Below are 12,747 nucleotides of genomic sequence, written 5' to 3' on the forward strand. Positions count from 1 at the left end.
GTTATAAAGCCGGGGGCTTTTTGTATTCGATAAAAGAGAAGTGGCATAACTTTTGACCGCTTGCTTCTATATAGCAAAGCGCTATGCTTACTTTCGTCAAACTAAACACCAGCACATGAAAACTATGAACAGAACGCGTTTCTTTATCCTGCCGCTACTGCTCTTTTTAATCGCTTTTAGCTCGCAGGCGCAGCAGCAATTGATGCCCCCCCATGTACGTGTAACAGGAGTGGGAGAGGTGAAAGTACCCCCTACGGAGGTAGTTGTAAACCTGGGGGTAGAGACCCGCGAAAAGACACTGGACGCCGCCCGCAGAGCGTCAGACAAAGCAGCAGCCAGCATCATTAATTACCTGAAGAAGCAGGGCGTGGACGCGAAAGATATCCAGACCTCCTATGTAACCCTGCAACCCGTGTATAATGGTGGGGAGTACGGCAGAACAACCCCGGACTTTTACCTGGCGCAAAAGAGTATGACGGTCGTGCTGAAAAAGCTGAACAAGTACGATGAGATCCTGGCCGGCCTATACGAAGTAGGAGCGAACCGGGTGGATGGCGTGCGTTTTCAGGTCGCGGATTTAGAGAAGTATAAGGCAGAGGCACGACAGCGTGCAGTGGCAGATGCCATGCAAAAAGCCACTTCTTTAACCTCAGAACTAGGGGCAAAGGTAGGCCGTGTGTATTCGATAAACGAAAACACTTATAACGATGGCCCCCGGCCGATGTATAAAACAGCCATGATGGAGTCTGCTGCTTATGATGCCAATGGCCCTACCATTGCAGGCGGTGAGGTAGTAATCAGCTCCAACGTGGATGTGGTCTTTGTGATAGAATAAGACGGCAGGAGTCCCAACAAAGAGCGGGCGCTTTCCTTTTCGGGAAGCGCCCGCTCTTTGTTGGGGGAAGTCTGAAGGCTTTCTGTGCCCTACCTTACATACCGTTCCATGGGCTTAAACCTGTTCTCAGCATCTAACAGGAAGCTGAGCGGCTGCTGGGGGGCCTGCAGGATCTCCTGCTCCCGGATGCCCCATGGCTTGAGCATTTCCTCCAGCATGTGTGCATAGGCCAGCGTCTCCCAGGGATTAAACACATCCTGCGTTACGTCATCTATTAATGTGTCCAGCACCAGGTGATCATCGCCTGGTTTAACCTGTCGGATAAAATATTCCGGGATTATACTAAAGAGATAAGCCGCGTAATAGATGCGGGCTTTGAACTCTGCCAGCTGTATGGGATGCAGTTGCTGCCCCTGTGCTAAGTGTTGCAGCCTGCCGAGTGCTCTTTTAATGATGCCATTGTCTAGCAGCACACAGGTAACAGCGGCCGAACCAAGCTTTATGCTGAAAGTCATGGTGCTGAGCTCGTCCTGGTACTCAAAGGGCTGCTCGTCTTCCAGCGGGGCTACCTCCGCATAGAAAATAGAGCAGGGCAGGAAGTCAGAGAAAACCATGGGCACGCGCATCGACTGCAACACCATAAAGAAGGAGCTGAACTTGCCCAGCATCTTGGGGTCTTCGCTCACAGGGTATGCCGGCGTCATCAAGGGGTTTGCCTCTTTAATCAGCTCGGTCACCAGCATGCCGTAATACATCTTGCCAATCCACTGGAACATTCTCTGCTGGTCCAGCGCCTGCAGGCCTTCCAGGCCTTTTGAGGCGGCCTCGGCTACTTCTGCCTCCAAAGGTAGCACATAATGGGCATGGCAGTGATCACAGCAGGGGATGGTAAGCTCTTGATAGGTGGTCACGCTTTTATCGAGCATGAGCAGTTCTTTGTCGGGTAGCTTATATTTTTGCTGCAGCCACTCGCCAAAAACGGGCGTACGGTGCTCGGGCGTTATGTTGGTGCCGCACAAAAAGCAGTTCGTATCGGAGAACTGCATCTTTTCGAACGGGTCGTATAGGGTCAGGTCCATTTTGTATCAGTTGTCGGCTGCAAAGATAAGACACGCCGGCGCCAGTTCCGAATCCGGCAAGGTGTCAGGTTGGTTTATTATGTTAAACTAGGGTGAAGTGAAGAGCTTTACCAAGAAGAAAAACAGCTGTGCAAGAAAGAATCAGAAGGGAGAGAGGAGGAGCAACAGCTCAGAAAAAGGTAAAACAAAAAATTAACAGCAAGCCTGTAAGCCGGGTTCTGTCGCTACACCCGAAGGCGTGCGTCTTATCATTTATCTAGGCCTGCACTCGCGCGCAGGCTCCATCGACCTACCCACTGACATCGGACGAGCAGCCCTTAGCCCCGCCGAAGCGAGGCGCTGCCAGCCTATTTGGTCTTTCAACTCCTAAGGTTTACCCAGCCGGACTGGTCACCCAGCCGCTGGTGCGCTCTTACCGCACCTTTTCACCCTTACCTCTTTTGCAAGAGGCGGTAATTTTCTGTGGCACTGGCTGTATCCCGGTTGCCCGGGACCCTTCCCGTTAGGAAGTAGGATGCTCTGCGTTGCCCGGACTTTCCTCTCCTCCCAGGTGGGAGCAGCGATAAGACGGCTTGCTGTTAATTCTTTGCTCCGCAAATTACGCATTTGCGGTATCATTATCTGCTAACAAATAGCAGCAGGAAATAATTTCTGCTGCACTGCTGCTTATTTCAGGCGTACCAAGGTAGCCCCATAGCCGAACTTTTCCTTTTTGGCGTCTTCAAAGAACTTGATGCCCGGGGTACGGCTCAGGATTTTCTGTATCTCTTTGCGGAGCACCCCATTGCCCGCGCCATGGATGAACACGATCTCGTGCATGTTGGCGGCCATGGCTCTGTCCAGCGCGTCCTGGAACTTGTCCAATTGCAGGCGCAGCATCGCGCTGTTACTCATGCCGGCATGGTCATCTACCAGTTTCTCGATGTGCAGGTCCACCTCATGGTCCGGGGCTTCCAGCTTAAAGGTATCGTGCTGGGCGGTACCCTCAATGATCTGCTCGGTGATCTTGTCGGTGTTCACGGCCACCGGCTTTTGGTCCAGCTGAAACAGGTAAGCCTCTTTGTTCAGGACGGGGGCCGTTTTCTTGCTTTTATAGAAAGAGTTGGCCCGGAATTGTACCCGCTTGGTTACCGGCTCAAAAACAGTTGGGCTGCCGTTTCGGTGCTGGATAAACTGCACCAGCAGGCTGGGCCACTTTTCAAATTCCTTCAGGTGATAATGCGTGATCACGCGGGTAGCCTTGGGAGCCAGCTTATCGTTCTGCAAGCCCCGGTAACCCTGCTCCCGCTCTTCGCCAGAGGTAAAGAGCACGTCATAATCGGTGTTGTTTACCACGGTTACAGCCAGGAGCTCTTCAGACTGATGTACCAGGGCCAGGTAAATGCCTTGGGCCGACAGTACCGGGGCCACAGCCTCGCGCTTGGTTACGGGTTTTACCTGCTCGTCCGACTTTAAGTACTTACTCTCTTCTGCGGCAATTACCACTACCTCGCGGCGGGCCACAGGGATGGTGAAATCGTTGTCAATGGCGACTTCTACAATGTTATTATCTAAAATGCGGGTAATAATGCCTTCCTCACGGCCCGACATTAAACGCACACGGTCTCCTACGTTCATGGTTTTACTGTTCGTTATGGTGGTAGCTGGCTAAGCCATGGGCCAGCCGCTGACTGTTTTACTCAACTATGCCTGGCAAAGGTACGGATTTCTGAGGTGCTGTGTCATGTGTATGGCGCCTACACACCTTTGCTATGTTTTCTAACGTGCTGTTGCCCGGGAATCAGAAATAGAGGGCATGCATGCGGAAACCGTCTTCACGGTTATACTCCAGGGCAGGGGCAGGTACTTTTACGATACTGAGCACGTAGAGGGCAGTGTTCAGGAGTTTGCTGCGTCCCCGGAAGTGCAGCAGGTTAAGGTCGGGGCTGAGGTAGTACTGGCGCCGCGCTTCAAAGCCAGCAGCCCTGTTTGTACGCTCGGGGTGGTACACAACTCCCTCCGCGCCATAACCCAGGGCCAGGCTCAACCATTTAGGATACTTGCTTTCTGGTTTCAGGAAGTCACCCACGTTAACCGACAGCCAATAGGTTTGCCCGTTGTAATCTTTCAGGGCCTGTTCGCCGAGGCTACTGCCTAATACATTCGGTCGTGCTGCCGCATAGGGCGTGGTATGGAAAGAGTACTTCGGCATGATGCGGATCTCCTGCCAGGCCAGTTCCTGAGCGATGACCGAGGCAGAGCCAACCGTGTTGGCCACCAGATCTCCTGCCGAGGCACCATAATCTGCCTGGTAGCCATCAAACACCTCGATGGGTGTCTGCAGTACAATACCCAGTAAACCGCCGTACCAAATGGCTTTTTTCTCCGGCACACCTGCCCAGCGGAGTACGTCGATGCCTGCCCGGCTCTCGTGGAAGGCCCCCCAGAAATGCCCCACCTTGTCTACCTGCAGCCACTCCCGGTTGTCGTTAAAGAAGTGGAAGTTTGTGCGCTCCTGCTCCGCGTACCAGGCCTCGTTCAGGGACACGAGCAGAGCGGTGTAGCCCGCTGTAAAGCCGGCTCCCAACAGTAGCAGCTTTTTGTTATGCGGTGTTGCAGTGACTGTGTCGGGTGGGAAAGACACAGCTTTACTGTACAGTGGCTGCACCAACAGCAAGGCGCTAAGGCTGATAACAGGTAAGACTTTAAGCTTGATCATCCCCAAAGATACGTAAAGCCGCATAAGTTGTGGACGGCATCTGCTTTGGCCACCTTGGGTAAGGGGACATGCAGGGTTCGGTTTAGTTAACAGGCCTCCGCTTCTAACTGATCCTAGAGAACCTGGCAACTATATAAGTAGGAGGAATGAGAGCCTATGCTGTTCTGTTGTCTCAGTCTGTGTGGTAGAACTGGAGTATTCTCCAAGCAACGGAGGAACTCATCCTTCACAGACTCAAGCTTGTCTCGCTCAAGAGTTTTAGATATAACAGGGAGACGGCTTGGAGGGCTGGCCAAAATAAAATAAACATTTACTTTTTTGCTCCTTCATCTGATTCAGGCTGTAGAGTTTGTAGAGACAAGACAGCAGCTAAGTTATGAAGTTAAGGTCTAGGTCTTTATCCATGATGGGGCAGGTGAAAAAGGGTAGGCAGAAAGCCCTCTATTCACAAAAGATAACACTTCCCCCACCCATCCTTTTCATAAAAAACACAACCTTTTCGGCCTACATCAGTTTCTAAATATAGATTTGCAAATATGCTGCATGCATACTATTTTTGATGCAAGGCCAGTGAGTAAGGGGCTACTTAATCGTCCTCGTAATCCAGGCCCATCAGTTTACTGTAAGCCTGCTGCAGCTCCGAGAAAGCGTGCATGTTGCCTTCCTGGCGGCTGATCTGCATACCTTTCTTGTAAGTCTGCTCTGCTACGTCGTTTTGGCCCAGCTCCTCGTATAGCTTGGCAGCGTGGTAGTAAGTGCCAACGTAAGTCTCATGCTCGGTGAGCAGTTTCTCGTAATAGGCAAGTGCTTTTTCCTTGTCTGCATTACGATATTCAGTGGCGATGGCATATAAAGTAAAGGCGTCGTTCGGGTCGTCTTCCAGAAACTGGAGGAGTTGCTTTAGTCTGCTTTCGTTCATTTTGAATTAGCTATATTTAATTAACTTCGCACAAATCTAAATTTAAAAAGCTAACATTTCTAACCATGAAAATATTAGTTTGCATCAGTAACGTTCCGGATACCACTTCCAAAATCAACTTTACGGCTGATAACAAGGCGTTTGACAAAAACGGCGTACAGTACGTGATCAACCCCTGGGATGAGTATGCACTTACCAGAGCCATTGAGCTGAAAGAGGCAAAAGGTGGCACCGTAACCGTATTAAACGTAGGAGAGGCCGATACAGAGCCGAACATCCGCAAAGCCCTCGCCATTGGTGCAGACGATGCCATCCGTGTGAATGCCTTTCCGAAGGATGCTTTCTTTGTGGCCCAGCAGATAGCGGCCGTTGCCAAAGAAAACAATTATGACATGATCCTGATGGGCAAGGAGTCGATTGACTACAACGGCTCCCAAGTACACAACATGGTAGGAGAGCTGTTAGGGATCCCTTCTGTGGTGCCTGCGTTTAAGCTGGACATGGTAGACGACACTACCGCCCGGCTGGAGCGCGAGATAGAAGGGGGCAAAGAGGTGATCGAGGTAAAACTGCCCTTTGTAGCCAGCTCACAGCAGCCTATGTCGGAGCCCCGCATCCCAAACATGCGCGGTATCATGACAGCCCGCACCAAGCCCCTGAAAACCGTAGAGCCGGTAGCCACCGAGGCGAAAACAGAGTATGTGAACTACAGCAAGCCGGAGAAAAAAGGCGGCGTGAAGCTGATCGACCCGGAAAATGCGGGGGAACTGATTACATTATTGAGAAACGAAGCTAAAGTACTATAAGATATGTCTGTACTAGTATTTGTAGAAGGTCTTAACGGAGAGATCAAAAAGTCCTCGCTGGAGGCAGCATCCTATGGAAGCCAGGTAGCGCAAACGCTTGGCACTTCAGCTACTGCTGTTGCCATAGGCGATATAAACGAAGCATCCCTTGCCAGGCTGGGTGAGCAGGGCATCAGCAAAGTATTGTACGATGCCGATGACCGCCTGAAGCAGTTTGTGGCGGATGCCTATGTAAAGGTGATCGCGAAAGCGGCCCGGCAGGAAGACGCGAAAGTGCTGGTGTTCTCTTATACGAACATCGGTGCCGCCGTGGGTTCTAAGCTGGCCGTGCGCCTGAACGGTTCACTGGCTACCAACGTCACGGCTTTGCCTAAAACGGACGGGGAGTTTACTGTTACACGCAGTGTGTTCTCTGGGAAAGCCTTTGCCGATGTAGCCCTTACTTCGGATGTAAAGATCATCGGCGTAAAAAAGAACACCATTGATGTTACTTCTAACGCAGGCACCACAGCCAATATCGAGAAATTCTCGACGGAGTTGGCAGATGCTGATTTTGCGGCTGCTCCAAAAGAAACGGTGATGCAGGATACCGGAGGCGGCGTGCTGTTGCCGGAGGCGGAAATTGTTGTGTCTGGCGGACGTGGCTTGAAGGGGCCCGAGAACTGGCACCTGGTAGAGGACCTGGCCAAAGAACTGGGGGCTGCCACAGCCTGCTCTAAGCCTGTATCGGACATGGATTGGAGACCGCACCACGAGCACGTGGGGCAGACCGGTATCACCATTGGTCCTAACCTTTATATCGCGATCGGTATTTCCGGTGCCATTCAGCACCTGGCGGGGGTTAACTCTTCTAAAGTGATTGTCGTTATTAATAAGGATCCTGAAGCGCCGTTCTTTAAAGCCGCTGATTATGGTATTGTGGGCGATGCGTTTGAGGTAGTACCTAAATTAATTGAAGCTGCGAAAGCTTTAGACAAATAGACTTAGAAGAAGACACTGTGGAGAAAATTCAGTTAGAGATACTTGGCCTCTCTTCGAGCCAATCGCAGACGGGGTCCTTTGCCCTTGTGTTAGGTGAACGAGAGGGAAACAGAAGATTGCCTATTATCATCGGCATGTTCGAGGCACAGTCCATTGCCATTCAGATAGAGAAGATAAACCCGAACCGCCCCCTGACGCACGACTTGTTCAAGACCTTTGCCGAGCAGATGGATGTGAGCATTACGGAGATTCTCATCTCAGATCTGAAAGAGGGGGTGTTTTACTCCAAGATCATGTGCACAGACGGGACAAAGGACTTTGAACTGGACTCCCGGCCTTCGGATGCCATCGCCATCGGCCTGCGCTTTGGGGTGCCGATCTACACCGTAGAGAGCGTGTTATCGGAGGCAGGTATCGTATTGAGCGACCTGGAAGAAGAGGAGGATGAAAACGACGAAATGACGGTAAAGAGCAGTTCGTCTACTACGCCATCCTCTACAGCCAAGGAATCGCTCAGCCAGACATCGACCGATGAGTTAAACAAGATGTTGAACGACGCCCTGGACAAAGAGGACTATGAACGGGCCGCTAAAATACGCGACGAACTGAACAAGCGAAACTGATATAACAACGAGCACAAGGTAAAGAAAGTCCCCTGCCCCACTGGCAGGGGACTTTTTGTTTTATAAGATATTCAGCTTACTTTTGGCAAATTTTGTCCCAAAGCATGTACGATATTTTCAGAGGGGTCATCGGGTTAGTAGCCCTGTTGGCCATCGCGTTCTTATTTTCTAAAAACAAAAAACAAATCGATTGGAAGCTGGTCGGCTTCGGAGTTTTCCTGCAAGTGTTATTTGGCGTACTCGTGACGCAGGTGCCTTTGGTGGCAGATATCTTTGCTGCTGTGAGCCGCGGCTTTGTCACCTTCCTGGACTTTTCGCAGGCCGGCGCCGAGTTTCTTTTCGGCCCCCTTGCCAACCCTGAGAATAACGGCGGACTGGGGTATATTTTCGCTTTTTCTGTTCTTCCTACCATTATCTTCTTCTCTACGGTTTCATCCGGCCTTTACTATCTGGGTATTTTGCAGAAAATAGTGTGGGGGATTGCCTGGGTGATGTCGAAGGGGATGCGGCTTTCAGGGGCAGAGAGCCTTTCCGCGGCAGGTAATATCTTTCTGGGGCAGACAGAGGCGCCCCTACTGGTGCGTCCGTTCATTGGCACCATGACGCGCTCGGAGCTGATGTGCTTGATGACAGGCGGTATGGCTACATTGGCAGGAGGGGTGCTGGCCGCTTATGTGGCATTTTTAGGGGGGGACGACCCTGCACAGAAGGCCATTTTTGCGGCTCACCTGCTCACTGCCTCTATCATGAATGCCCCTGCAGGGATTGTGCTGGCTAAAATACTGGTGCCGGAAACGGAGCCGGATAAGATAAAGACAGAGCTGGAGGTAAATCAAGAGCAGCTCGGAGTAAACCTGATCGACGCCCTGAGCCGGGGTGCTGCGGATGGCTTACGCCTGGCGGCCAACGTAGGCGGTATGTTGCTAGCCTTTATCGCGGTGATAGCATTGGTGAATTACCTGTTAACAGATCTGATTGGCGACTGGACAGGCTTGAACGCCTGGGTAGTGGCTTCGACGGAGGGAAGCTTTGATGGGTTCTCCCTGCAATACGTGTTGGGGCAGATCTTCCGCATTTTTGCCTTTATCATGGGCGTACCATGGGTCGATACACTGGAAGTAGGCAGTTTGCTTGGTCAGAAAACAGCCATCAACGAGTTCGTTGCCTATCTTTCTCTGGCGGAGATGAAGACAGCCGAGTTGCTCACACCTAAGTCAATTGTGATGGCCACTTATGCTCTGTGTGGGTTTTCAAACTTTAGCTCTATTGCCATCCAGATCGGTGGCATTGGCAGCATGGCACCAAGCCAGCAGGGCAACCTGTCTAAGCTGGGATTCCTTGCCTTGCTAGGCGCCTCTCTGGCTTGTATGATGACGGCAACAGTAGCTGGCATGCTCTACGTGCTATAAGCAAGATAAGAAGCTTACCATACAAAGCGAAAGGCTCCTGTTGTACAACAGGAGCCTTTCGCTTTGTATGGCCTGTTTGGCGGGCAGCCTAGCCCTGCCGGCGCCTTTCCTCTTCTTCCTCCTCTTCCTCCACTTTCTTGGCGTCGCGCATCAGCCGGTTGGCGAAAATAAAGTCATTCAGCTCGTCCACGTTGGAATCCATGATGTCGTCGCGGGTGCCCTCCCAAAGCTTTTTGCCTTCATACAGGAACATGATTTTGTCCCCGATCTCAATCACAGAGTTCATGTCGTGCGTCACCACGATGGTTGTGATGCCATACTCTTCTGTGATTTCCTTGATCAGCTCATCGATCTTAATGGCAGTGAGCGGATCGAGGCCCGAGTTAGGCTCATCGCAGAACAGGTAAGTACAGTTAGGGGCAATGGCCCGGGCAATACCTACCCGCTTCTTCATGCCGCCACTTAGTTCGGAGGGCATTTTCTTGTTCGCGTTCTCCAGCCCTACGCGCTTGAGGCAGGTATTTACCCGGTCCAGGCGCTCGTCTTTCGGCATGTCGGAAAGCATCTTTAGCGGGAACTCGATGTTTTGCTCCACCGTCATGGAGTCGAACAGGGCAGAGCCCTGAAACAGCATCCCGATCTTTCTTCTGATCTCCTGCCGGATGTCCAGTTTGTTGTTTGTAAAGTAAGTGCCGTCGAAGGTGACACTGCCAATATCCGGCTTAATCAGGCCGACGATGCACTTTAACAGCACGCTTTTACCTGTGCCGCTGGCGCCAAGCAAGAGGTTGGTCTTACCGGTTTCAAAAACACCGCTAATCCCGTCCAGCACTTTCTTGTCGCCGAAGGTTTTATGTATGTTGTGTATTTCTATCATATTCTGGTTGTTTTCACGGGCAGCTGGCTTCTTCTACACCCCACACCTATACTTACGTTTGCCTTTCCCGGCGCAAGCCTTCTGTCTGTTTCCTGCTCACAATAACAGCTCCGCGCAAACATAATCCGCTATCAGCACGGCAATAACGCTGTTAGTTACAGCCGCTGTACTGGCCGCCCCTACCTCCAGGGCACCTCCTTTGGTGTAATATCCCCGGAAAGAGGAAATACTCGAGATCAGATAAGCAAAGACCACCGACTTGATCAGGGCAAACAAGATGTTGTACCCGATAAAGTCATCCCGCACGCCCGTGATATACTCCTGTGCCGATAACGCACCGGAGAGGGTGCCAGCCACATAGCCGCCCGCAATAGACAGGAACATGGAGATGATCACCAGCATCGGAAACACGAGCAGGGCCGCTATGATTTTGGGTAAGACCAGGTAAGAGGCCGAGTTGATGCCCATGACTTCAAGTGCATCCACCTGTTCTGTTATCTGCATGGTGCCTAAGCCACCTGCAATGCTGGAGCCCACTTTGCCCGCCAGCACAATGGAGGTGATGGTGGGGGCCAATTCCAGGATCGTCATTTCCCGGACCATAAAGCCAATAGTGGAGCGGGGGATAAAAGCATTGTCCAGGTTATAAGCGATCTGTACGCAGGTAACCGCACCAATAAAGGTGCTGACGATCGCCACGATAAAGATGGAGTTGATGCCTATCAAAATGGCTTCGTCTATGGTTCGGTTAAACAAGATGCGAGGCGATTCACTGCGGCTGAACAGACTCGACATGAATAGCAAATACTTTCCTAAATATTGCAACATAAGGGGTTTGGATGCAGGTTAAAGCAAGGTTAAAAGCCCGACCTTAGGCAAAAATACTCTATTAATACCTATCTTACGTTTAAAATAGCAAAACATATAAAACTGTACATATTTATGCAACAATACATTTTGGTGACAGGGGGTACGAAGGGCATTGGCCGGGCCGTGATAGAACAGTTCGCCAAAGAGGGTTTCCATATTATCACCTGTTCCCGAAACGAAAAGGACTTGCAAAAGTTAAAGCTGGAGATTGAGCAGGACTACACCTTCTCCAAGGTGCGCTACAAGGAAGTGGACCTCAGCGACAGAAAGTCTTTGAAAGCGTTTGCCTCTTTTGTGAAAGAGCTTGGCGTGAAAATAGACGTGCTGGTCAACAACAGCGGTCTTTTTATTCCGGGTAAGATCACTGAAGAGGATGACGAAGCCCTTCCGTTCATGATCAACACCAACCTGTACAGTGCCTATTATATGACCAAGGCCTTCGTGCACGATATGATCGCCAGCCGTTCCGGCCATATCTTTAACCTCTGCTCCACGGCTAGTATTACCCCTTACATTAACGGCGGTTCTTACTGTATCTCCAAGTATGCCATGTACGGCATGACCAAGGTGCTGCGGGAGGAACTGAAGGAGCATAACGTGCGCGTCACAGCCATCCTGCCCGGTGCTACCCTTACAGCTAGTTGGGAAGGCGTAGACCTGCCGCCAGAACGCTTTATAAAGCCCGCAGATGTTGCCATGGCCATCTGGAACGCCTATACCTTGTCGGAGAACAGCGTGGTAGAGGAACTGTTGATACGGCCGCAGCTAGGGGATCTCTAGCAGCTGGCATCAGTCAGGCAGACCTGCTTGCACTCATGAAAAGGGCCAGGCAGTCGGTCTGTCTTTGCGCTTGCTGCTATGTATCCCTGCTGGGCACTTGAGTAAGTGGTGAGAATGAATGATACGTATACTAGATGGCATAAGTGCTAAGGTGGCTTGTGATGCCCATATCCTAAGTAAATGAAAGTAAGAGTAAAGGTATGCTGCATCAGCAGCATTCAGGAGGCACAGCTTGCCATCGGTCAAGGCGCATCGGCTGTAGGGCTGGTAGGGGAGATGCCAAGCGGTCCCGGCGTAATCCCGGATGATCGGATACGGGAAATTGTAGAAACCGTACCGCCGGCTATTGCCTCTTTCCTGCTTACCTCCCGTACCGATGCCGGCGCCATTATCGCGCACCACCGCCTTGTGCACGCCAATACCATTCAATTGGTGGATGCCGTTCCTGAGGCAGCCTATGCGCAGCTCCGGCAGGCTCTACCGGGCGTTAAACTGGTGCAGGTAATTCATGTGCTGGGTGAGGAGAGCGTGGCGCAGGCACAACAGGTAGCAGAGAAGGTAGACGCCATCCTGCTGGACTCGGGCAACCCGAAGCTGTCCGTAAAGGAGCTGGGGGGCACGGGGCGTATCCATGACTGGGTGCTCAGCCGTAAAATACGGGAAAGCATCAGGAAGCCTGTTTTTCTGGCAGGCGGGCTGAAGGCAGAGAACGTGCGGGAGGCCATAGAGGTGGTGCAGCCTTTTGGCGTAGACCTGTGCAGCGGCGTGCGCACCAACGGGCACCTGGACCCCTATAAGCTGGAGAAGTTCTTTCGGGCAGTGGAGCAGGCTTAGACAGGGTGCCTTTGCGCCTACTGCTTTACGGTGGTG

13 protein-coding genes and 1 other RNA gene are annotated in these 12,747 nt (G+C 51.6%); 7 read left to right on the top strand and 7 right to left on the bottom strand.

Annotated features, from left to right (window positions below):
* The first annotated feature begins 124 nt into the window (after positions 1–124).
* Positions 125–835 (top strand): SIMPL domain-containing protein, encoded by a 711-nt coding sequence (locus CHB92_RS06540; RefSeq protein WP_089318436.1) that lies wholly within the window; start codon positions 125–127, stop codon positions 833–835.
* An 89-nt stretch (positions 836–924) separates the two neighbouring features.
* Here the strand turns inward: CHB92_RS06540 and CHB92_RS06545 are convergent, their stop codons facing one another.
* From CHB92_RS06545 to CHB92_RS06565, 5 genes are all read right to left on the bottom strand, one after another.
* A complete protein-coding gene (locus tag CHB92_RS06545; RefSeq protein WP_245842344.1) occupies positions 925–1,914 on the bottom strand; it encodes a hypothetical protein in 990 nt (329 codons plus the stop codon).
* A gap of 191 nt (positions 1,915–2,105) precedes the next feature.
* Positions 2,106–2,493, bottom strand: an RNA gene (gene rnpB / locus CHB92_RS06550) — RNase P RNA component class A.
* An 87-nt stretch (positions 2,494–2,580) separates the two neighbouring features.
* Positions 2,581–3,531, bottom strand: a complete 951-nt coding sequence (locus CHB92_RS06555) for a DUF2027 domain-containing protein (RefSeq protein ID WP_089318385.1) — start codon at positions 3,529–3,531, stop codon at positions 2,581–2,583.
* 163 nt (positions 3,532–3,694) lie between these two features.
* Positions 3,695–4,636: a DUF2279 domain-containing protein gene (locus CHB92_RS06560; protein WP_245842346.1), complete on the bottom strand. Its 942-nt coding sequence runs from the start codon at positions 4,634–4,636 to the stop codon at positions 3,695–3,697.
* Between the two features lie 562 nt (positions 4,637–5,198).
* Positions 5,199–5,531, bottom strand: a complete 333-nt coding sequence (locus tag CHB92_RS06565) for a hypothetical protein (protein WP_089318386.1) — start codon at positions 5,529–5,531, stop codon at positions 5,199–5,201.
* Positions 5,532–5,596: 65 nt separating this feature from the next.
* On the opposite strand from CHB92_RS06565, the gene CHB92_RS06570 reads away from it, so the two are divergent.
* The 4 genes from CHB92_RS06570 to CHB92_RS06585 all read left to right on the top strand — a co-directional run bounded on the left by CHB92_RS06570 (position 5,597) and on the right by CHB92_RS06585 (position 9,350).
* Complete coding sequence (locus tag CHB92_RS06570) at positions 5,597–6,337, top strand: electron transfer flavoprotein subunit beta/FixA family protein (protein ID WP_089318387.1); 741 nt, start codon at positions 5,597–5,599, stop codon at positions 6,335–6,337.
* Between the two features lie 3 nt (positions 6,338–6,340).
* Positions 6,341–7,318 carry an electron transfer flavoprotein subunit alpha/FixB family protein gene (locus CHB92_RS06575; protein ID WP_089318388.1) on the top strand — a complete coding sequence of 326 codons (978 nt, stop codon included), beginning with the start codon at positions 6,341–6,343 and terminating at the stop codon, positions 7,316–7,318.
* Positions 7,319–7,335: 17 nt separating this feature from the next.
* Positions 7,336–7,941, top strand: coding sequence for a bifunctional nuclease family protein (locus CHB92_RS06580; RefSeq protein ID WP_089318389.1), 606 nt, complete (start codon positions 7,336–7,338; stop codon positions 7,939–7,941).
* Between the two features lie 104 nt (positions 7,942–8,045).
* Positions 8,046–9,350, top strand: coding sequence for a NupC/NupG family nucleoside CNT transporter (locus CHB92_RS06585; RefSeq protein ID WP_089318390.1), 1,305 nt, complete (start codon positions 8,046–8,048; stop codon positions 9,348–9,350).
* Between the two features lie 88 nt (positions 9,351–9,438).
* Here the strand turns inward: CHB92_RS06585 and CHB92_RS06590 are convergent, their stop codons facing one another.
* The gene (locus CHB92_RS06590; protein ID WP_089318391.1) at positions 9,439–10,227 is read right to left on the bottom strand and encodes an ABC transporter ATP-binding protein; all 789 of its coding nucleotides are present in this window, start codon (positions 10,225–10,227) and stop codon (positions 9,439–9,441) included.
* Between the two features lie 96 nt (positions 10,228–10,323).
* On the bottom strand, positions 10,324–11,055 hold the full coding sequence (locus CHB92_RS06595) for an MlaE family ABC transporter permease (protein WP_089318392.1): 732 nt from the start codon (positions 11,053–11,055) through the stop codon (positions 10,324–10,326).
* 114 nt (positions 11,056–11,169) lie between these two features.
* Between CHB92_RS06595 and CHB92_RS06600 the strand changes: the two genes are divergently transcribed.
* Both CHB92_RS06600 and CHB92_RS06605 read left to right on the top strand, forming a co-directional pair.
* Positions 11,170–11,877 (top strand): SDR family oxidoreductase, encoded by a 708-nt coding sequence (locus CHB92_RS06600; RefSeq protein WP_089318393.1) that lies wholly within the window; start codon positions 11,170–11,172, stop codon positions 11,875–11,877.
* Positions 11,878–12,057: 180 nt separating this feature from the next.
* Positions 12,058–12,711: a phosphoribosylanthranilate isomerase gene (locus CHB92_RS06605; protein ID WP_089318394.1), complete on the top strand. Its 654-nt coding sequence runs from the start codon at positions 12,058–12,060 to the stop codon at positions 12,709–12,711.
* Positions 12,712–12,747: the final 36 nt, after the last annotated feature.

The organism is Pontibacter ummariensis, from assembly GCF_900188175.1.
GTDB classification, from domain to species: Bacteria; Bacteroidota; Bacteroidia; order Cytophagales; family Hymenobacteraceae; genus Pontibacter; species Pontibacter ummariensis.